Origin of the sequence: Sphingomonas sp. (assembly GCF_042091075.1) — a bacterium.
Lineage (GTDB): Bacteria > Pseudomonadota > Alphaproteobacteria > Sphingomonadales > Sphingomonadaceae > Sphingomonas.
Genome location: NZ_JBELIE010000002.1, coordinates 1 through 21,199, shown reverse-complemented (window position 1 = coordinate 21,199; position 21,199 = coordinate 1). Strand labels below are relative to the sequence as shown.

Annotated in this window: 16 protein-coding genes, 1 tRNA gene and 1 pseudogene; 6 read left to right on the top strand and 12 right to left on the bottom strand. The window is 63.9% G+C overall.

Annotation, left to right across the window (positions count from 1 at the left end; all coding sequences use genetic code 11):
* Window positions 1–154: 154 nt before the first annotated feature.
* The 3 genes from ACFDSW_RS00335 to ACFDSW_RS00325 all read right to left on the bottom strand — a co-directional run bounded on the left by ACFDSW_RS00335 (window position 155) and on the right by ACFDSW_RS00325 (window position 4,525).
* Window positions 155–2,887: a TonB-dependent receptor domain-containing protein gene (locus tag ACFDSW_RS00335; RefSeq protein WP_375248277.1), complete on the bottom strand. Its 2,733-nt coding sequence runs from the start codon at window positions 2,885–2,887 to the stop codon at window positions 155–157.
* Window positions 2,888–3,023: 136 nt separating this feature from the next.
* Window positions 3,024–3,983 (bottom strand): FecR domain-containing protein, encoded by a 960-nt coding sequence (locus ACFDSW_RS00330; protein WP_375248276.1) that lies wholly within the window; start codon window positions 3,981–3,983, stop codon window positions 3,024–3,026.
* A complete protein-coding gene (locus ACFDSW_RS00325) occupies window positions 3,950–4,525 on the bottom strand; it encodes an RNA polymerase sigma factor (RefSeq protein WP_375248275.1) in 576 nt (191 codons plus the stop codon). The genes ACFDSW_RS00330 and ACFDSW_RS00325 overlap by 34 nt, the downstream gene beginning before the upstream one ends.
* A 267-nt stretch (window positions 4,526–4,792) precedes the next feature.
* On the opposite strand from ACFDSW_RS00325, the gene ACFDSW_RS00320 reads away from it, so the two are divergent.
* Window positions 4,793–7,261: a TonB-dependent receptor gene (locus ACFDSW_RS00320; RefSeq protein ID WP_375248274.1), complete on the top strand. Its 2,469-nt coding sequence runs from the start codon at window positions 4,793–4,795 to the stop codon at window positions 7,259–7,261.
* Window positions 7,262–7,264: 3 nt separating this feature from the next.
* The gene (locus tag ACFDSW_RS00315; protein WP_375248273.1) at window positions 7,265–8,791 is read left to right on the top strand and encodes a CehA/McbA family metallohydrolase; all 1,527 of its coding nucleotides are present in this window, start codon (window positions 7,265–7,267) and stop codon (window positions 8,789–8,791) included.
* 247 nt (window positions 8,792–9,038) lie between these two features.
* Here ACFDSW_RS00315 and ACFDSW_RS00310 read toward each other — a convergent pair whose 3' ends face one another.
* Window positions 9,039–9,482 carry a TlpA family protein disulfide reductase gene (locus tag ACFDSW_RS00310; RefSeq protein ID WP_375248272.1) on the bottom strand — a complete coding sequence of 148 codons (444 nt, stop codon included), beginning with the start codon at window positions 9,480–9,482 and terminating at the stop codon, window positions 9,039–9,041.
* Window positions 9,483–9,531: 49 nt separating this feature from the next.
* On the opposite strand from ACFDSW_RS00310, the gene ACFDSW_RS00305 reads away from it, so the two are divergent.
* The gene (locus ACFDSW_RS00305; RefSeq protein WP_375248271.1) at window positions 9,532–11,505 is read left to right on the top strand and encodes a hypothetical protein; all 1,974 of its coding nucleotides are present in this window, start codon (window positions 9,532–9,534) and stop codon (window positions 11,503–11,505) included.
* Between the two features lie 80 nt (window positions 11,506–11,585).
* Window positions 11,586–12,063: pseudogene (locus tag ACFDSW_RS00300) on the top strand (transposase).
* A 94-nt stretch (window positions 12,064–12,157) separates the two neighbouring features.
* Here ACFDSW_RS00300 and ACFDSW_RS00295 read toward each other — a convergent pair.
* A complete protein-coding gene (locus ACFDSW_RS00295) occupies window positions 12,158–13,717 on the bottom strand; it encodes a globin-coupled sensor protein (protein WP_375248270.1) in 1,560 nt (519 codons plus the stop codon).
* Between the two features lie 164 nt (window positions 13,718–13,881).
* Here ACFDSW_RS00295 and ACFDSW_RS00290 point away from each other — a divergent pair, with 164 nt between their 5' ends.
* Together ACFDSW_RS00290 and ACFDSW_RS00285 are read left to right on the top strand one after the other, a co-directional pair.
* Entirely contained in the window at window positions 13,882–14,214 is a 333-nt protein-coding gene (locus ACFDSW_RS00290) for an Arm DNA-binding domain-containing protein (RefSeq protein ID WP_375248269.1), read from the top strand.
* Between the two features lie 101 nt (window positions 14,215–14,315).
* Window positions 14,316–14,540: a hypothetical protein gene (locus ACFDSW_RS00285; protein WP_375248298.1), complete on the top strand. Its 225-nt coding sequence runs from the start codon at window positions 14,316–14,318 to the stop codon at window positions 14,538–14,540.
* Here ACFDSW_RS00285 and ACFDSW_RS00280 read toward each other — a convergent pair.
* The 7 genes from ACFDSW_RS00280 to mreC all read right to left on the bottom strand — a co-directional run bounded on the left by ACFDSW_RS00280 (window position 14,518) and on the right by mreC (window position 21,050).
* Complete coding sequence (locus ACFDSW_RS00280) at window positions 14,518–15,273, bottom strand: hypothetical protein (RefSeq protein WP_375248268.1); 756 nt, start codon at window positions 15,271–15,273, stop codon at window positions 14,518–14,520. The two genes, ACFDSW_RS00285 and ACFDSW_RS00280, sit on opposite strands and share 23 nt — an antisense overlap.
* Window positions 15,270–15,869, bottom strand: coding sequence for a hypothetical protein (locus tag ACFDSW_RS00275; protein ID WP_375248267.1), 600 nt, complete (start codon window positions 15,867–15,869; stop codon window positions 15,270–15,272). Before ACFDSW_RS00275 ends, ACFDSW_RS00280 begins: the two co-directional genes overlap by 4 nt.
* A 387-nt stretch (window positions 15,870–16,256) precedes the next feature.
* Window positions 16,257–16,332: transfer RNA gene (locus tag ACFDSW_RS00270), tRNA-Lys, on the bottom strand.
* Between the two features lie 114 nt (window positions 16,333–16,446).
* The gene (rodA, locus tag ACFDSW_RS00265) at window positions 16,447–17,556 is read right to left on the bottom strand and encodes a rod shape-determining protein RodA (protein WP_375248266.1); all 1,110 of its coding nucleotides are present in this window, start codon (window positions 17,554–17,556) and stop codon (window positions 16,447–16,449) included.
* Window positions 17,553–19,661 (bottom strand): penicillin-binding protein 2, encoded by a 2,109-nt coding sequence (mrdA, locus tag ACFDSW_RS00260; RefSeq protein WP_375248265.1) that lies wholly within the window; start codon window positions 19,659–19,661, stop codon window positions 17,553–17,555. The genes rodA and mrdA overlap by 4 nt, the downstream gene beginning before the upstream one ends.
* A 22-nt stretch (window positions 19,662–19,683) precedes the next feature.
* Complete coding sequence (locus tag ACFDSW_RS00255; protein WP_375248264.1) at window positions 19,684–20,193, bottom strand: rod shape-determining protein MreD; 510 nt, start codon at window positions 20,191–20,193, stop codon at window positions 19,684–19,686.
* A complete protein-coding gene (mreC, locus tag ACFDSW_RS00250) occupies window positions 20,190–21,050 on the bottom strand; it encodes a rod shape-determining protein MreC (RefSeq protein ID WP_375248263.1) in 861 nt (286 codons plus the stop codon). Before mreC ends, ACFDSW_RS00255 begins: the two co-directional genes overlap by 4 nt.
* Window positions 21,051–21,199: the final 149 nt, after the last annotated feature.

Below are 21,199 nucleotides of genomic sequence, written 5' to 3'. Positions count from 1 at the left end.
ATTGCCCCGAACTTGAAATTGGCAATGAAAGCGAGCGGTGTCGGATCTCCGCAAAGGGCTTCCCGTCGGCGTCCGAATTCGGAACGGCAGAAAAGCCCCGCAGCTTGTGGGCGTGGCCTGCGTTCAGCTGCGGCCCTTTCCAAGCCAAATGGCACTAATGGATAGCGATGATCGTCACGCGTAGAGCCCGGCCGAATTCGGGCCGGGCGAAGAAATAGCCTGTACCCCGGTCGCCCGAATTGAAGGAGCCGGCTCTCGGGTTGCCTTCGGTCAACCCGAGTGTGTTGGTGACATTCGTCACCTGTGCGGTGAACCTCAGCCTTTCGGACAGACGCGCATCCAGGTGCAGGTTGAGGAGCGAGAAGGGCGGCAGGCGCTGTGTGTTGGCGATATCCGCGAAGCGCTCGGAATAGTGCACGATGTCCGATGCGAGACGAAGACCGCCGCCAAACAGTACGAGGCTCGGCGTTGCGCGTATTGCGAGCTTCGGCACGCGGATGAGTTGATTGCCGGTCACGTCGTGCGTGACCGGCGTGCCGCCCACCAGATCGACATAACGGAAGTTGCGGTAGCGCGGCTGCTGCAGCGTCGCCTGGACATCCAGGTGTAGCGGTCCCACCAGATCGGCATGGCCGTCCACCTCCAGGCCCATCGTCGCCGTATCGGCTACCGAGGTCCGCTCGACATAGGTATATGACGCGGGGTCGAAGCGATAGTCGGTGAACGGCAGCCGCGTGAAATGCGTCCGAAATGCCACGGCGGACAGGTTCCAGTGGCGGTGCCGCAGCATCAACCCCGCCTCGGCCATGGTGATCGGAACCGCCGCTTCGTCGGTCCGGTTCGGGTTGGCGTTGAAATCGGTTGCGCTCGGCAGCCGGGCGATCCGCGACAGGCGCGCGAACATGCCGAAGGGGCGCGCGGGGTTGAAGTTTACGCCGGCAGTCCAACTTACGCCCGAGAAGCGGCGATCAATCGCCGTGGTCGCGCCAGTGCCGGTCAGCACCGCGTCGTCTGCCAGCGTTGCCGGATCGCCGAGATCGATCGCCGTCGTGCCTTCGACACCGCCGCGGATGCGCGTCTTCTCCCAGCGCAGGCCCAGATCGATCCGCCAGTGCGGCGCCAGAGTCCATTCGTCCGCCCCATAGATCGCGACGTTCGATGCGCGCAGGTCGACATGATCGAACAGCGAGCCGTAGCGAACGAAGCCGTTATCGGTGAGGGCGCCAATCCGCCGTCCCGTCTCGTCGAGTGCGAGGACGTCCAGGCGTTGCGCTTGGCCGCGCACGTTCAGCAACACCGTGCCCATCCTCCGATCGAACCCAAGCCGCATATGATCGAAGCTGAGACCAACCGCCGCTTCGTGTCTGCCCAAGGCATCAAAGCGCTGCGTCAGACGGGTATCGGTGATGATTTCCGTCATCGGCATCCGCACCGAAAGCAGGTTTGCGCTCATGACCAGGCCATTGCCATTGCTATCCGGAAGCAACGGCGCGCCGCTGCCGGTGTAGCGGATCTGCGTCGTGGCGGTGCCGGGAAAGGCAGACACCAGCTGCGTGCGGACGCTGTCGAGATACGCGGCGCTGGGCATCGGCCGGCCGATCGGAAACAGCCCATTGCGCAACGTGCTTCCGGTGCGCAGGCGCGCCCTGGTTTCCAGCGTACGCCGGCCGCCCAACGCATGCCGGGCGGTGAGCGTGTAGAAGGTAACACGGCTGTGTGTGCCTTCGGAAAGATCGAAGTCACTCAGGCCGGTCGCAGTCTTCATGGGGACGTGCACTGCCTGCGGCCCGGCAAGCGTGTCGAACAGCGGATCGAAGCCCGGGACGCCGCGGATGGTGCCGTCGCCAGCGAGTTGGAGCGGCACCGGCAGGTAGAGGATGACGCGATCGTCGAGGTGCTTGGCGTTGAACGACAAGCGCGTGATCCCGTCGTCATACTCGATCGCACCACGAATCTGGCCGCCGCGATCAGCCGGGTAGCCCGGATCGCGCAGCCCGTCGTCGCGGCGATAGAAGCCACCGACCGATACACCGAGATGTGGCGCTACCGCGGTGCCGACGAAGCCGTCGATCCGCTGGTAGCCGAAGCTTCCGACCGTGGAGGAAAGCGTCGCACCCGGCGCATGCAGGCCTGAGCGCGTGAGGAAATTGACGCTGCCGCCCGGCGCGTTGGGCATGAATACCGCAGACGGGCCGCCGCGGACCGCCTCCACCCTTGCAATCGTCGAGTCGGCGCGGAACACCTGGTCGGTGTTGAGATAGCCCAGGCCGCCGTCATATTGGATCGGCAGGCCGTCTTCTAGCAGCGCGACCGATGAGTAGCCGTCGGTGGGGATCCCGCGCGAGCGGACGTTGTTACTCGCCTCGCCGCCGGTGGACTCGACCCAGAATCCGGGGATCTGGGTGAACAGGTCAGCGGTGGATTGCGGTCCAGCACGCGCCAGCGTCTCCGCGTCGATCCGCGTGACCGCATAGCTGAGCGCCGTGTCTCGCAGCGGCGTGCCGGCAGCGCGCCCGGTTATCACCAGGTCTTCGGGTTGCGGGGGCGGTGCCGGGGGCGCCACTCGCTGGGTTCGGGGCGGCGGCGGCTTGGGACTGGTTCGGGTGCTCCGCGCGGCCGGCGCCGAGCGCAGGACGACAACGCGCTCGGACAGGCGTGCGATTTCAAGGCCGCTGTTGCGTAGCAATCGGTAGAGCGCCTCGCGGGCAGTCATCCTACCGCGGACGCCGGCGCTATGACGGGGGGCGGCGAGGCGGTACGGATAGAGGATCTGCACACCCGCCTGCCGAGCGAAACGGTCGAGCGCGGTCGCGAGGCTTTGCGCCGGGATGTCGAAGAACAGTTCGGGCGATGCCTGCGCGGCCTGCACGGGTGCGGCCACCGCCATGGCCGCGCCGCATATCAGCGGGCAGGCATGAAAGGACACGCGGATAGGAAGCAGGCTCCGGCTCGGACGCATGAAGCGTCCGTGACGGCGGTAGGCGACAGCTTCGTGTCATACAGCGTGGCGGGGTGCGTGGCCGTCAGTCGGTGCGGCGGAACAGCTCGATTCGATCGCCTGTGCGGCGGTGATCGATCGCAAAGCCTTCGCGCAACGCGAGCAGGAAGCTGTCTGGGTCGTCGATCTGGAACGCGCCGCCCAAGCGTGTCGTGGCGAGATCGGCCTGTCGCAGCACCATCTTCTCGGTGAGGTAGCGGTTGAATTCGGCGATAGCGCGGTCCAGCGGCATGCCGTTGAACACGATCCTGCCCTGCTCCCAAGCAGTCGCGGCGGCGAGCGCGTCGGGCGACCAGCGGCTGATGCGCGCCGCGCCATCGGCGAGGGTCAGGGCACTGCCGGCGGCGATCGTCTTGGCCGGCGCGCCGCGATAGGTTGCCGTGGCGCTACCCGCGACAACGAGCAGCTGCCCGCCTTCCGGAGCGATCCGCAGGTTGAACCTGCCATCGCTCACCTGCGCATCGATCGGATCGCTGTAGAGGCGGAACGGCTTCGCCGCCGCGCGCACCAGCAGCGCCGCTTCGCCTTGCTCGACCCATAGTTCCCGGTCGCCGGCGAACCGCCATGCCACTTGCGTGTCGGTGTTGAGCATCGCCAGACTGCCATCCGGCAGACGCAGGGTTCGCCGCTCGCCCACCGCTGTCGCGGCGTAGCTTCGACGTGGCCAGGCCAGGAAAGCACCAGCGCCGCCAATGCTCAGCATCGCTGCCGCGCCCGCGGCCACCGCACGGCGCGACACCTGGCGCGAGGGAGCAGGCTCGACCACCGACGACATGGGCTCGGCCGTATCGAGTAGAACGGAAAGCCGCGGATCGGCGGTGCGTCGCCACGTTGCGGCAACCTGCGCGAAGACCGAAGCATGCCGGGGGTCTGCGTCGCGCCAGGCAGTGAATGCCTGCTTGTCGGCAGTGCCGCAATCGAGCGCCACCAGCCAGTCGATCGCCTGCGCCGTCAGTTCCGCTCCAGCCTGTCCTTCGTCTCCCAAGATGCGTGCTCCGTCTTCGCCCGTGCTTCCGTTCGGTTCAGCCGTTGCATCAATAGGCGAAGGGCTTTTACCAGATGTGTCTCCACCGTGGAGACGGAGATATTCATTCTCTCCGCTACTTGGGCCGGCGGCAAGCCTTCGATTCTTCGTAACGTCATCGCCTCGCGCATCCGCGGCGGCATTTCCTGCAGCACGCGAGCGACATGCTGAAGCTCCGATCGGTCCATCGCTATTACGTCGGGTGTCGGGTCCTGGTCCGCGACGTCCAGCGCCTGGAGCAACGCCCCCTGGGCGATCTGCACCACCCCCGCCCGGCGGAACCGCTCGATCGCGAGGTTCCGCACGATCCGGATCGTGAAGGCGTGCGGGTTGGCGATCGTTCCCCAATCGTCCAGCGCGAACAGCCGCGCATACGCTTCCTGTACGAGTTCCTCGGCCTCGTCGGACTGGCGAACCAGACTCCGTGCGTAGCGGAGCGTTCGCTGGTGATGGGCGAATACGTGATCGGCGAACCAGATGTCGATGTCGCGCAGCCATGCCATATCGTGTCGCGCCCCGTCGCCAATACCGGTGGGGCGTCCCTAAGGCCCGCGCGTGACAGGCAATTGACACCGGGCCACACGGTCCTGCCTTTCGCGGTGCACAAATAATTTTCGGCCGGCGATAGCGGGAAGCGCAGCCTGCCCCGTCTGCACCGCGAAAGCACCTTGCAACGCATTCTCCGACGCGCACCCGCGCGGCGGGCCGGCCGGTCGCGCATCCAGCGCGGCGGGGGATGCCGCGCGCCGACAATCTCAAGGGGGAACATCATGAAGCCATTGCTGCTCACATCGTCGCTGCTCGCTTTTCTCTGCGTGGGGGCCGTCCCGGCCTGGGCGCAGGATCAACGGGCGGAAGCAGCGACGGACACCGCGCCGGGCGAGGCGATCATCGTTACCGGGCGTGCCGGCACCGGCGAGCGGACGAAGGCCGAGATGAGCTATTCGGTGACGCGTATCGATGAAGAGGCGCTGCGTCTCCAGGCGCCGACCAGCGTCACCGAAGCGCTGAAATCCGTCCCCGGCTTCTGGGTCGAGGCATCGGGCGGCGAGGCGAGCGGCAACGTGCGTGCGCGCGGCGTGCCGGTCGACGGTTATGGCTCGATCCAGCTGCTCGAGGACGGCATTCCGGTCCAGCACGATCCCGCACTCGGCTATTTGAACGGCGACCAGGTTTTCCGCCTCGATGAGACGATCGAGCGGATCGAGGTGGTTCGCGGCGGCCCTGCCTCGCTCTTCTATTCAAACGCGCCCGCGGGCGCAGTGAACTTCATCCCGCGTCAGGTAGGCGATACCGCATCCGGCATCGTCAAGGCGACGGTCGGCGCGGACAGCATGTATCGCATGGACTTCTGGGTCGGCGCGCCAGTCGGCGGATGGAAGCTGGCGCTCGGCGGCTTTTACCGCTCCGAGGGCGGCGTGCGCGATCCCGGTTTCACCGCCAATCATGGTGGCCAGCTCCGCGCGACGGTGTCGCGCGATTGGGAGCGCGGCAGTTTCAGCCTCGACGTCAAGCATATGGACGACATCGTCGGCTTCTACACCGGCATCCCGATGCGCACCTATTCGGACGGCAAGATCCGCGCGGTACCGGGGTTCGACGGCCATTACGGCACGGTCGCCGGGCCCGAGACCGAGCGCGTGAAGATGATCATGGGCGACGGCAGCACCTATGATTTCGACAACAGCGTCGGCACGCAGGTCAAGCGCACCCAGGTCACCGGCAAGTTCGCGTTCGAGCCGTGGGATGACTGGAAGATCACCAACACCTCCCGCTACAACGACACGACGACCCAGCGGAACGGCGTCTATCCCAACACGCTGCAGAGCGCGGCTAGCCTGCTGACCCAGTCGGCGGCGCTGCTCAGCCAGGCGCCCGGCGCGACCGCGCTGCAGCTCCGCTATGCCACGACACCGAGCCAGCGTTTCGACACCGTCAACCAGAACGGCAACGGGCTGGCGATCGTCGGCGGGCTGCGCGGGCTGACGCTGCCGGTGAAGGAATTCATGAGCGACACCCGCGTCTCGCATCGGTTCGACATGGGTTCGACGACACACGACGTCACCTTCGGCTATTATTTCGCGCATATCGACGAGACGTTCGGCCGCTATTCGTCGACCGCGCTGCTGGATGTGCAGAACAACGCGCGGCTCATCGATCTCGTCGCGGTGGACGGGGCGGGGAACGTCGTGCGGACGTTTACCGATCACGGCATCTACAGATATGGCTATGAGTGGGAAGACGCGCATGGCGAGCAGACATCGCATGCGCTTTATCTCGCCGACGAATGGCAGGTGACCCCGCGGATACGTATCGACGGCGGCGTGCGCTGGGAGACGATGCGCGCGCGCGGCACGGTCGCGCTCAAGAAGACCGTCAACCTCGGCACGTTCGCGACCTCGTCCATCCTCACGGGCAGTGGCGTCTACGCCAATTATGACGACAATTTCAGCCACGCGACGTGGACGCTGGGCGTCGACTATCAATTCAACGGGGACGCAGGCCTGTTCGCCCGCTACACCTCGGCCAATCGTCTGCCGAGCCTGGGCAATTATATCACCAGCCCCACGGCGAAGCCGATCATCCAGACAATGGATCTGGGCGAGGTGGGCGTAAAATATGCGAGCGCGCTGGTGTCGCTCTACGCCACGGGTTTCTGGACCAAATACAACAACGTCTCGTTCACCAACTATCGTTTCGACCTGAACGGGCCCGCGGTGAGCGAGGCGCGCTATGCCGACACGCAGACCTTTGGCCTGGAACTGGAAGGGACGCTGCGTCCCGTGCGCTGGTTCGACCTGTCCGGCACCGCCACGTTGCAGGACCCCAAGTACAAGGGGCTCACCTATGTCGATGCCAGCGGGAAGAGTTTCGATTTCGACGGCAACCGTCTTATCCGCATCCCGACGGTCAGCCTGCGTTTCGTGCCCGGCCTGAATTTGCTGGGCGACCGTCTGCGATTGCAGGCGTCGTGGGAATATGAAGGCAAGCGCTATGTCGATACCGCGAATTCGGTGCGACTGCCCGCCTATGCCACCGTCAATCTGAGCGCGCGGTTCAATGTGTCGCAGGCGTTGTCACTGTACGGCTATGTCGACAATCTGAACAATTCGCTGGGCCTGACGGAAGGCAATCCGCGCGCGGGCGAGCTTCAGAACGGCGATGCGGGCGCGAACACCTTCATCGCGCGTCCGCTGATCGGCCGGAATTTCCGTGCCGCGTTGATGTACAGGTTCTGAGCGATGACGCTGCGTACCGCGTTCGCCGCGCTCGCCCTGCTTTCGGCCTTGGCCGCCCCTGCGCATGCGCAGGGCGGCCGGGTGGAAACGCCGCCGTCGGATCCGACATCGGGCGCGCCCTGGCGCGTGATCGAGGGCAGGCTCACGCGCGCCGCACATGAACGCTACACCGAACTCCCGTTCGACCTGCCAGCCGGTGTGGTGCGTCTGACGATCCGGTTTCGCTATGCCGGCAAGGAGCAGCACTCGGTGATCGATCTCGGGTTGCGCGATCCGCAGCGCTTCCGGGGCTGGAGCGGCGGGACGCGCAGCAGCATGACACTGAGTACGGAAGATGCGACGCCCGGCTATCTTCCCGGTCCGCTGCCCGCCGGGCGCTGGAACCTGATCCTCGGGGCGCCCAATATTCGCGAGGGTGCCGAAGCACCCTATGAAGCGCAGGTCTTCATCGAGCGGCAGCCCAACGTAACCGAATTTGCCGATGCGCCGATTTCGGTCACGGCCGGCTGGTATCGCGGCGACCTGCACATGCATAGCGGCGAAAGCGACGGGCGGTGCAAGGCCCAGTCGGGCGCGAGCATTCCATGCCCCGTCTACCGTACCGTAGAGGCCGCAGCGGCGCGCAGGCTCGATTTCATCGCGCTCAGCGATCACAACACCACCGCGCACTATAACGCGCTCCGCGAACTGCAGGGCGCGTTTGACAAGATGCTGCTGATCCCAGCGCGTGAAATCACCACCTTCTGGGGCCATGCCAACGTCTTCGGGCCCACAGACTTTCTGGATTTCCGCATGACGGGCCCAACCTGGAGCCAGGCGCGCAAGTGGATCGACCCCGTCCATCGCATGGGGGGCATCGTCTCGATCAATCATCCCGGCTTGCCTTCGGGCGAGGTCTGCATGGGCTGCGGGTGGCGCGTCGGGGATCCGCCGGATAGCGCCGTCGACGCCATTGAGGTCGTCAATGGCGGCACGATGCGGGAAACCCGTGCGGCCGACGGGGCGCTGCAGGGCTTCGCGGTGTGGGACCGGCTGTTGAACGCCGGCCGTCACGTCACGGGCGTTGGCGGAAGCGACAGCCACGAGGCCGACCGTCCTGCGGCCGAAGCGGGTTCGGTCGGCAGCCCCACCACCGTCGTCTACATGCAGGCCCTGTCGGTGCACGGGTTCCTTGATGGCGTTCGCTCCGGCCGTGTGTTCATCGATGTCGAGGGTACGCGCGACCGCTTGCTGGACCTTGAGGCCGTCGCAGGAGGGCAACGCGCCGCTATGGGGCAAACGTTATCGGCGCATGCAGGCGAGACAATCATCTTCTCCGCTGCGATCAGCGGGGTGGCGCAGGGGATCGTGCAACTGGTCATCGACGGCAATGCCGAGGAACCGTTCCGCACCGCCTTCGACGACGCCCGCCCGCCTTCGCCCTGGCATTGGCGTGCCGACGGTCGCCCGCACTGGTTCCGTGCAGAGGTGCGGGATCGACAGGGATGCCTGCTCCTCATCGGCAATCCAATCTATCTGGCACAGAAGTGAAGAGGCGGCAGCGCGGCGGGCTGCGCACGAAAAGACGCATGCGTACAGTCTGCCCGCAATCGGCAGTGTGAGCGGATCATCCTGACCTGAGCCCTTTGGATTGCTCCATTCCTTGTGAGAAAATCCCGGTTCGCAAAAACCGCTAGGTTTCTAAAGAGCCGTGGGCCTTCATGGATCTTGCGACGGCTCCGCGCGCCTGAGCGGGCTTACAGATTCCCATTCGCTAGGGGCAATAGCGAGCTGTTGATCAGTTGGCACCGACGGCACACGTCGAGCGCATCTGCCTGATCGCCTCGGCTGTGAGGCCGAACCTCCACTCCGCACATTGGCGTCGTTCGCCATCGATCATCACGCTATACGGCAACCCTGTTATGCCGGAGGCATATTGGTGTGCTATCTGTTGCACTTCCTCTCCCGACGCGATTTCGACGTTGCCAGGTAGTGTCAGCTTATAGCGTCTGATGCCGCGATCGGTCCATACGACCATTATTCGATCCGGGCTGGCACCGGAAGCGAGCGCAACGATGTTACGCAGTTCTGCAATACATGGGGCGCACCAGCTGGCGCCGAACATCAGGATCGTACGATGGGCCGCCCCATTGTTCGCGGGAGTGGCCTGCGTTTCGGCATGTCCCGAACCGGATGTAATAGCTGCGGCAAATATCGCTGCGGTGATGGACAGGCGAAACATGCGGCCATAGTAATATTTTGAGCGCATCAAGGGCAAGGCGGGGGTGGTTGTGAATTTGATCCTGACATTGATGCTTGCCGCTACGGCGTCGGCCGTCGCCGATAGCCCGCCATCCGGACCCCGGACAATTCAGCAGGATTTCGATGACGCCTCCTCTGACGCCTCGGCAGGCAAGTGCGAGAGCGCGATACCGAAATTTGAGGCTTTGGAGCGCAGCAACAGGGTTAAAGCGGGGTCGTTGCCTGCGGCTGCCATAGCAGTTCGCAAGGGCATTTGCGCGATCAGCCTGTGGCGTGCGGATGCCGACGAATCTGCATTACAAGCCGGTCTGAAAATATTGGACAAAGCCGGAGCCAGCTTTGACATCGACATTTCCAATGGCTGGACGGCGCTGGGCGATGAGGCATTCCGGCGATATGATTATGCTGGGGCAACCAACAGCTACAAGAATGCTCTGGCACGGTCGATGGGAGAATATCGTCTCAATGTCCTGACCAAACTGGCCAAGGCGACCGCGTTCGATCAAGACGCCGAGGCATTAAGTTATGCCGATGAAGGCGTGAAAATCATCTCGGCGACTGCAAAGCCGAACAAGGACTCCCTGGCCACTTTTCATACCCTTCACGCCCGAACACTACTAAATCAAGGCAATGCGGAGGGGGCCTATAAGGAACTGAATACCGCGCTTTCTTTGAGCGGAGGGCTGACCAATAAAGCAACGCTGAGCGAAGTGGCATTGCGCGGTGACCTTGCAATTGCCGCGATGTTGGTTGGCAAGAAGGATGATGCCCGACGGTATCTGGCCTATACCGGCGCGGGCCGCATTGGAAAGTCCCCGTTCGCAAGAGCGGTGTCAATGAATCCACCCCTGTGCGGGGTGGAGACGGGGATTCGTCCCGAAGATGTCGCTGTCGTGGAGTTCGGCATCGCCGACGATGGGAGTGTGTCTTCCGCCCGGACTGTCTACTCGCGGGGCGGGCCGGATGTCGCCGCCGCCTTTGGTAAAGCCGTGAGCGAGTGGTATTGGAAGCCGGAGGACATCGCTGCGATCCCTCCCTTTTATCGGGTTCTTACCCGTGTTGAATTGCGATGCAGCAACGTGCTGAGTGACGGTCCCGGCGTAACGGGACCGCTCAGGGAGCGGTTCTTGTCATGGGCGGTGGCTTATCTTCCTTCGACAGCCACGCCCGACATGAGCAATGCGAACCTGCGCAAAACGCTCCACCACTATATCGATGATAGCAGCAGGCCGTCGAACGATGCCGCCCGGATCGCGGTGTTGGGTTGGCTGGCATATATGGAGCCGGTTTCAAGGCAGAAGCGCATGGCGATGGCCGATGAGGCGCTGGCACTGGCCTCGAAAACGCGGGTGCCGCAGGAGGTTGTCAATTGGTTGCGGATCGTAAGGCAGGCATTCTCAACAGTTGGCAAGCGTACAAGCAGCGCCCTTCGTGCGCTTGTTATGCTTTCCGATGACCCGGCCATATCGAATGATGCGCTTGCGGCTGATACACTCCGTCTGCAAGCCGCTCGCGGTTGGAGAACCACGAAACTGAAGGAAGCGCCCCTGCTGCTGGAAAAGGTCGCGCAGGATGATCGCCTGCCGCCGCATCATCCGTTGCGGCAGCTTGCATGGCTCGATCTGGCTGGCAAGGCCGCTGAGAGAGGCAACAGCGCACTCGCGCAGGATTATTACGGTCGGACGGGTCTCGCCGATAAGCAGTGTGGGCTTTTGGGAGTTCCCCCAACGCTCAAGCGCTCGAATGTGAGCAGCGTTGATTATCCCACTGATGCAGCGAGAATGGGGTTTGAAGGCTGGGTGCTGACGGAATATGACATAATGACCGACGGCAAGACGACGAACGTCAGGCCGACCATTGCCTATCCGCCGCTTATATTCGTGGATGCTGCCGCCGGAATAGCCAAGGGTCTGCAATATGACGTGAGTTTCAGGCCGGGAAGTTCGATGGCGTGCAGCGCAAACCGCCGCGCTACCAGTTTCGTCATTCCCAAAGATAATTGATCGTGGTCTCGGATCGGCCCTGCTTGACGCTGCTCCAAGGATAGCGGAATGAGCCCCTGTTCTGGCTGCCGGACGAGCAGATGGAGCGGCTGCGACCGTTCTTTCCGAAAAGCCGCGCCAAGCCGCGTGTGAATGACCGGCGGGTGCTGAGCGGTATCGTGTTCGTTAGCAAGAACGGGCTGCGCTGGCGAGACGCACCCGGCGCCTGCGGTCCGCACAAGACGCTCTACAATCGATGAAAGCGCTGGGGTAAGGCAGGCATGTTCACGCGCATGATGGAGGGGCTGTCGGCGGCAGGTGCCTAGCCGAAAACGGTGATGGCCGACGCTACCTGCATGAAGGCGCACCGCACGGCATCCAGCCTTTTGCATCCCGGGCCGGCGATCACCCAACGAGCCGGTCAGATACGACAAGTGGCGTTATCCGCAACGAAGCCGCATCGAGATCATGTTCTGTCGCCTCAAGGATTGGCGCGGTGTTGCCATCCGCTACAATCGCTGCGCCACCGCCTTCTTTTCCACCCTCACTCTCGCCGCCACCGTCATCTTCTGGCTGTGATCGACGCGACCTGACCCCAGGTTATCGAGTGCGGCGGGAAGCGCGAGGGTGACGGCGGAAGTGGACAGGATACGTGTTTCTCCGGCGATCGGGCTTAGAATTCCGACCATTCGTCGACGGCAACGGCAGAACCGCCTTTGCGGCGCGACTGGGCAGCGATGCGGCGACCAGCGTCGGCCGCCTGCTGCTGAAGGCGGTGGACCACCGGAGCCGGCGGTGCGGCCGGTGCGGCGTGCCCGCTTGCGGCGTCCGTATCGAAGGTAAAGCGGGCGACCTGGCGGGCGAGATTGTCCGCCTCCGCCGACAAAGAGCGGGCGGCGGCGGTGGCCTGTTCAACCATCGCGGCGTTCTGCTGGGTTACGCCGTCCATCTCGCTGACCGCAGCGTTGACCTGCTGCAGCCCGGTCGCCTGCTGTTCGGACGAGCGGGCGATGCGCGACACGAGATCGCTGACCTGCGCGAAGCGGCCGATGATCCGCTGCAGCGCCTGACCCGTTTCGCTGACCAGCTCGACGCCGACGTCGACCTGTTCGGAACTGGCGTTGATGCGCGTCTTGACGTCTTTGGCCGCTTCCGCCGAGCGCTGCGCGAGGGCGCGCACTTCGGAGGCGACGACAGCGAAGCCCTTGCCCGCGTCGCCGGCGCGTGCCGCCTCGACCCCGGCGTTGAGCGCAAGCAGGTTGGTCTGGAAGGCGATACCGTCGATGACGCTGATGATTTCCGAAATCTCGTTCGATGCGCGTTCGATGCCGCTCATCGCCTCAACCGCACGGGAGACGACGTCGCCCGACTGCTGCGCTTCGCTGCAAACCTGTTCGACGACGCCATTGGCTTCGATCGCATTGGCGGCCGCCTCGCGCACCGTCGAGGTGATCTCGTCCATCGCGGCGGCGGTTTCCTCAAGGCTCGCGGCCTGTTGTTCGGTGCGTTGCGACAGGTCGTCGGACGCGCGGCGGATATCGTCGGCGCCGTTGTTGATCTGATGCGTCGCCTCGGCAACCTCGGCGAGCGTACCCGACATGCGGGCGAGCATCGTTTCGATGCTGGTGCCCAGTGCCTGATATTCGGCGGGCAGCGCGTCGAGGCGGGCGGTGAAGTCGCCCTGTGCCATCCGCTCGCACACCGTGCTGACTTGCGCGATCACGGCGTTGCGGCGTTCCTGCTCGGCCTTGAAATAGGTGCCCAGCGCGATGTCCATGTCGAGCAGCGACGCCTTGACCAGCTCGGTCGCGGCCCTGGCCGAACCGGGACGCAGGATCGACCAGGACAGCATGCGCGGCAGGATGATCTCCAGCACGCGGGCGTAGCCGCTGATGTACCAGGTGGGGTCGAGGCCGATGCGGGCGTGAATCGTGCCGATCCGTTCGGCACGGACGACATAGGCTTCGTCGACGGGACGCGAGAACAGTTCGCGCCAATGTTGGAGCTGCTTGTCTTCGGCCTGCGCCATCGCACCCTGCGACGAGAAATAGGCGGCGGCGCGCGGCGTTGCGCGGATATGCGCGTACAATTGCCTCAGGGCGGCGGGAGCGTGACGTTCGATGGCACGCTTGATGGCCGGAAAGCTGCGATAGCTGGATCGAGAATAGTTGAAGAGCGCAAGCTTCGCGTCGAGCGTGTCGTTCGACTGCGCTTCGTTCGACCGTATAGCCACCTCAGTACCCCCCTCCGACCGTCTCTATTCGCCCGATCTATCCCATCACAATTAACGGCAAGTTTCCGGCACTTCCCGCCGCCGTCAGAACCCCGGCTAGTCGTCACCGACCGCGACCGCCGCTGCCGCACCCCCCCCAACGATCGCCATGCTGCGGCCAGTGCGTGCGATGGATCGACCAGCGTCCGCGGTGCGGCTGGCCGGTGGCTGTTCCGAGTGCAATCTGGGCGGGGCGGCGCAGGGACATCGGCCTAGGCACGCTGACAGCCGTTTCCCTGGTTGATGCTCGCGAGGCAGGGCTCTCGATCCGTAAGAAGATCGCGCAGGGCATCGACCCGGTCGTCGAGCGGAAGCAGGACTGGCAGGTCATTCCGACCGTTCGCAAGGTTGCTGAGATGGTCCATGAGGAACGCCGGAAGGCTTGGAAGAACGGCAAGCATCACGATCAGTGGATCGCCACGCTGAAGTGCGAGGTTGACGTCATCGAGCTCATATAGAGCCGCGTTCCGAAACGCAGCCACGTCAGCGGTAGCAATTGTGCCGCGGTGGTGAAGCGCCGCACCGCGGCGACACCGGGGAGACCTGACACTTCCGGCACATGGATCTGATTGAACCACCGGTCGAACTCCGCTTCGTTCGCCAGAGTTACCGGCACCGCAGCCGCATCGAGATCATGTTCGGCCGCCTCAAGGACTGGCGGCGCATTGCCACCCGCTACGATCGCTGCCTGACCGCCTTCTTCTCTGCCGTCGCCCTCTCTACCACCGTCATCTTCTGGCTGTCATCAACGATTCCTGACCTCAAGCCGGTAATTTCAGAATGACATTGTCGACTAGGTCTTCAATGAAATCGATGACCTTTGATCTGTTTACGGTAACTCCGGACGGGTGAGCGCACGAGTTTCGGGTGCCGAGCTTCTGATCAAGGATTTTGCGAACATCATTTGAAATGATGCCTGCCGCGCGACATAGCTCAATGAACTTCGTCTCCTTCATTTCGGTGAAGTCATCTCTCTGAGTGACTGCATCAATTTTGACGCCCTTATCTTTCAGCAAGGAAGCATTGAAATCCGTCAGCTTATGCGCGAGGATGTGAGCGAACAAGTGATCCATCGTCAATATCGATGTCATCACGATGGCGGCACGATTAGCGCCAATCTCAAAGCAGTCGATGGCCTCTTCGAGGAATTCCTTGTTAGCGCCAGCAGGTAGTTTCTGCTCCAGCCCCCGGAGGGTGGCGCTTGTTTGAGCGGTCACGGTTTCCGCACCTAGCTTTCTCGACAATGCTTCACGCATGTGTCGTTGAAGCTTGTAGCCTCCGTTCGCCTTGATGTATTTCGGCGGCTTGCTCTTGAGGCCCTCGGAGAGGCGCGCGCCCACGTTCCCGGGGACAACGAGGTCGCATGCCGAAAAGCATTCCGCGACCTGTTTGGGCGTCGCGGTATCCTGCCCAGATTCGACTGTCAAGAAATAGACGAATAGTTCGGTGAGCGCACTTTGGCTCTGCCCGGGCGCGTTCTCAATCGAGCTGTAGAAGCGGTTGACCACAGTGGTCATTCAGCGCCCTTTTTCTTCAACGAATGATTGAAATGATTGTCACCCGCTATCGTGATGGGCAACTCCGTTGGAGTGCGGAAGTCAATGTACCCGTTTTTGGAGCTTGTGTCATAAAACGCCTGTGCAAAGGCTTTCGGGATTTTGTCACCTGTAGCTTTGAAGCAGGTGTAAACCTGATCCGTATTAGGACTTTCTATTTTCAGTTCTTCGGTCATGAACTTGAGGAATATCAGTATTTTCTCTGGATTGTTTTTAGGCGCATACCTGCCATAAAACGCGCCCAGCCCCGAGGTATCTAGGTTTTTATCTAGCTTCGGCGAATCCGCAATCACGCCGCTAGCGTTCTCATCTCCATTGACCTTTTTCTTGGCCACGGTGCGGCGCTTGGGCTTAGATTTGTTCGATGCCTCGTTAGCGCCTTCGCCATTTTCAGTGGGAGTTGATGCAGGTACGGAAGTAGGTGACGCGGCAGGCACCCGCTTCACGGCGTCAAGTAGATGTTCTTTGAAATCGTCATAGATCGCGCGAACGAGATCTGGGTCACCTTCGACGTCAATGATGCCCTGCGAAATGTTGATATGAAGCTTCGTGGTCACTACACCCCCCTAGAAAGCCTCGCGCCGATGGCCCCTTGGCGCGCTTGCGATCAAGAACATGCAATCAAGCATCTTCAAGCGCAAGCGGGTCGAGAAGTTCCGTTATCAATCCGTAAGGAGATGAGGTCGAATCGGATCAATTGCCGATCCGCGCATCGAGCAAATTCGCGCGCGTGCAAAAACGCTGGCTCTGGGGCCAACTGTGCCCTGACGATTGACTGCTACCCCGACCCGGCTCCCACATGCGCTCCAGCGATCAGGAAGAGCATAGCGCGCCTCTGCCCGCTTACGCCAGTGGAGCTGCTTACGATTTGCTTATGAGGAAATGTAAGCAGCATTTGAAGCGGCCGCCCGAAGGCGTAATTTGCTGTATTTTCTAGGAAGGTATGGTGGACGCACTTGGGCTCGAACCAAGGACCCGCTGATTAAGAGTCAGCTGCTCTACCAACTGAGCTATGCGTCCAATTCCCGGTGGGAAGGGGCGGCTGGTAAGGCCGTCCGCGTTGGGAAGCGCGCCACTACCAACGTGATGGCGGCGTGACAACCGCTTTTTGCATTTTTTTTGCGTCCCGCCGGGTTACCAGCGGGGGCGGGCGGCGGTCGATCGGTCGATGCCCATCAACACGCCGAGCGAGATCAATACCGTCATCTGCGCCGACCCGCCGAAGCTGACCAGCGGCAGCGGGATGCCGACGACGGGCGCGAGCCCCATCACCATCATCAGGTTGATCGCCATATAGAAGAAGATCGTCGTCGCCAGCCCCGCCGCGGCGAGCTTGGCGAAACGATCCTCGGCGCGGACGCCGACGTTGACGCCCCAGCGGATCACCAGCAGGAACGCGACGATCAGGAACGCGCCGCCGAGCAATCCCCATTCCTCCGCCATCGTGGCGAAGACGAAATCGGTATGGCCCTCGGGCAGATAATCGAGGTGGCTCTGCGTGCCGTTCATGAAGCCCTTGCCGAACAGCCCGCCCGAGCCGATCGCGATCTTCGACTGGCTGATGTGATAGCCCGTGCCGAGCGGATCGCTTTCCGGATCGAGGAAGATCAGGATGCGGTGGCGCTGGTAGTCGTGCAGCAGATAGTTGATCGCCAGCGGGGCCGCGACCGCAAGCCCCAGCGCGCCGCCGATGAACAGCCGCAACGGCACCCCGGCGAGGAACATTACCGTCGCCCCGCCGGCGCAGATCATCAGTCCGGTGCCCAGATCGGGCTGCAGCATGACCAATGCGGCCGGCAGCCCGATCAGCACGCAGGCCGGCCAGATCGCCTGAAACCGTCGCGTCTCCGCCGCGGGCAGCATGTCGTAGAAGCGCGCGACCGCCAGCACGATCGCCAGCTTCATCATCTCCGACGGCTGGATGCGGATCGGACCGAAGCCGAGCCATCGCTGACTGCCGCCGCGCACCGCGCCGAGCATCTCCACCAGCACCAGCAGGATCAGGAACAGGCCATAGATCCAGAAGGCGTAGCGCTTCCACCAATCGAGCGGCACACGCGACAAGACGATTGCGCCGACGATGAACACGCCGAAGCGAATGCCCTGTGGCGCCACCCACGGGCGCAGGCTGCCCCCGGCGGCGGAGTAAAGCACGACGAGGCCGAAGCCGCCGATCGCGATCACCAGCAGCAGCATGCGCCACGGCAGTCTCACCAACGGGGCGGGGACGACGAAGCCGTTCATTGCGGCGGCGCCTCCCGATCGAGCGGCGCGGCGCGGCGCTCGGCATCGGTTTCGGGCTCGGGCGATCCGGTCCGCGCCGGGCCGGCGCCGTTGTTGATGTCGCTGGCGATCGCCTCGACAGAGGCATTCGACGCATCGGTGGCGGCGCGCACCGCATCGGCGCGCGTCGCGGCCTGTTCTTCCAGATCCTCGCCGGTGGCTGGCGGTGGGGTGGCGTGCGCGGCGCGATAGGCGGCCTCCTGAGCCGCCATGCGGGTCCGGATATCGCCGCCCCAGGTCGGCTCGACTTCCGCCAGGCTGGCCATCGCACGATCGCGATCGAACAGATAGGTCATGATATCGCGCCCGATCAGCGGGGTATCGAGATTGCGCACGGTATGGCCGTTATGCTCCAGCACGATCGCCGCAGCGTAGCGTGGATTGTCATAGGGCGCAAAGCACACGAACAAGGCGTGGTCACGCAGCTTGAACGGCAATTGCGCGTTTTTCAGCACGCCGATGCGTCGTTCCGCCATCGTGATCCGGCGGACCTGCGCGGTGCCGGTTTTCGCCGCGAGCCCGACGCCGGGCACCTGCAGCCGCGCCGCGCCGCCAGTGCCGCCGGTATTGACCACACCATACATCGCTTCGCGGATCAGCGCGAAATGCTCCGGCGCGATCGGCAGGGGGTCCGCCTGCGGCTTGAACGGATCGCGAATGATCGTCGGATGCAGAGATCGGCCCGAGGCGATCCGGGCCGCCATGACCGCCAATTGCAAGGGGTTGGCGAGCACATAGCCTTGACCGATCGAGGCGTTGAGGGAATCGGCCACCTTCCAGTCGGCATTGTATTTGCGGCGTTTCCACGCGCTGTCGGGGACAGTGCCGTAACGTTGCGTGACGAACGGCAGATCGAATTTCTGCCCGAGCCCCAGCGCACGGGCAATCGGCGCGATCTTATCATAACCGACGCGACGCACCATTTCGTAGAAATAGATGTCGCAACTTTGCATGATCGCGTTCTTCAGATCGAGCGGGCCATGGCCGTTGCGTTTGTGGCAATGGAACACGCCGGTACCGACGCGCATCGCGCCCGAGCAATAAACCCGCTCGTCAGGGCTCACCCCCGCGGCCAGCAGCGCAAGGCCGTTCATCGGCTTGACGGTCGATCCCGGCGGATACAGCCCTTGCGTGACCTTGTTCATCAGGGGGACGTGATCGTCCTCGCTCAGCATCTTCCATTCGAGATGGCTGATCCCTTCGGAAAAGCTGTTGGGGTCATAGGCCGGCATGCTGACCATCGCCAGCATTTCCCCAGTCAGGCAATCGAACACCACTGCGGAGCCGGAATTGGTGCCCAGCCGCCGCGCGGCATATTCCTGCAATCCCGCGTCGATGGTCAGGCGCAGCGTCCGGCCCGGTATGTCGGGGCGGGTGGCCAGTTCCTTGACCAGCCTGCCCCGCGCGGTGACCTCCACCCGGCGCGCGCCCGCGACGCCGCGCAGCAGCGGCTCCATCGTTTTTTCCAGCCCGTCCTTGCCGAGCTTGAACCCGGGCGTGACGTAGAGTGGATCACGATCCTTCTTATATTGTTCGGCGGTGGCTGCCCCGACATAGCCGGTGAGGTGCGCCACCGCTGCACCGGCGGGATAGAGGCGCGCGAAGCCGCGGGTGGGGGCGACCCCGGGCAGCTCGGGCTGCCGCACCTGCACCGCCGCGAAATGTTCCCAGTCGATATTCTCGACGACCTTCACCGGACGGAAGCCGACCGCCTTCGCCAGATCGGCCTCGATCCGCGCCATCGCCTCATCGTCGAGCGACAGCAACTGGCGCAGGATCGCCAGCGTGCGATCCTTGTCGTCGAGACGATCGGGGATGATGTCGACGCGAAAATCGGTTCGGTTGCTGGCGATCGGCTGGCCATGACGATCGACGATCCAGCCACGGCGCGGCGGGATCATCGTCATGTTGACGCGATTGCTCTCGGATAGAAGATTGTACCGCTCGTTCTGCGCGATGGCGAGCCAGCCCATCCGCCCGATGAGCAGCCCACCGACCCCGGCCTGCGCCGCGCTGAGCAACCAGGCACGGCGGGAGAAGCTGTACGCTTGGGAGGCCTGGGTCATCACCTTTGGCGCGCGTGGCACGTTACACCACCCGCTTCAGGTCGATCCACGCCACCAGGCGCGCGGTTGCCGGGAACAGAAGGATGGAAATCACGATCTGGAGCCATAGCACGCTATCGACGTGCGCGCCGAGCGGCGTTGCCACCAGCCTGCCACCCGCGAGACACAGGGCGATCGCCACCGCCGCAATCGCCCAATTCTGTACGAAATCGCGCACCCCGGAGCGGGCATCGAGGGCCTCGACAAGGAAGAATACCGCGGTCCACAGCATCATCGCGCTGCCAATCGGCTGGCCGGAGACGAGATCGTCGAACAGACCCAGCATCGACGGCGCCCAGCTGCGTAGCGACAGCGGTGCGAGCAGCCGCCATGAAAGCATCATCAACAGGCCGAACGGGGGCAGCACCGGCAGGGTCGCTCCCCATGGCAGGATCGTGACCAGCGATCCCGCCATCACGCTGGTCCATGGCAGCAGACGCGCGCTGCCGGCGGGCAGCGGGTCATCGAACGGGCGGCGCGGGGGGAGCGTCACGTCGCGGGATCGGCGGTCGCGCGGGCGGTCGGTGACGGTGTCGGCCGGGGCGTGGGGGCAGGGGGCGGCGGGGGCATGAAGGCGCGATGCACCATCGCCACGTCGAGCACGTCCGCGCGGGCGAAGGGGCGGGCGGGTGCGCTCTCGGTGCCGGCGCGCAGCACGCGCGCGACCGGCACGCCGGGGATGAAGATCCCCCCGGTGCCGGAGGTGACGAAGACATCGCCGGGTCGGAATTTCGCGTCGGCGGTATCGATCGTGCGGATGTCGATCATGTTGTCGCCGCGTCCCGCCGCGAGCGCGGCGCGATTGTCGCGCAGCCGCACGACCGGCACCACGCTTTCGGCGTCGGTGATCAGCAGCACCCGCGCGGTGTTCGGCCCGACATACAGGACGCGGCCGATCAGCCCCTCGGGGCCGCTGACCGGCTGACCATCGGCGACGCCCTGCCATGCGCCGGCGTTGAGCAGGCCGTAACGCCGCGTGCTGGATGCGCTGGTGCTGACGATACGCGCGGTGGCGACCACCTCGGGCCGGCGGTCCCGCAGTTGCAGCAGCGCGCGCAGCCGGGCATTCTCGATCTGCGCGCGCCGCCCGGCAATAAGGGCACCACGCGACCGGGCGAGCCGGGCGCGAAGCTGCTCGTTCTCGCCATGGACGTGGAAATAGGTGCCGATCGTATCCGGGACCGCCACGATCGCGCGCACCACCGCACCGGCCGCGGTGGAGACGGGCGCGGTCACCTCGGCCACGCTCGCGCTGAACAGCGCGAAAGCGGCGGGATTGAGTGTCGAGATCGCGAGCAACACCGCCCCGACAACCGCGCCTGCGATGCCGAGGATGTAGGTGAAAAACAAACCATATTGCGCGCGCCGTGAAAATCCCGGGCGCCGATCCCGCGACGGCGCCATTGCCGCCCTCTCCCCCCGGAGTTAGCCGTTCTGCAACACCGCGCGGAACATCGGATCCTCCAGCGCGCGTCCGGTGCCGATCGCGACGCAGATCA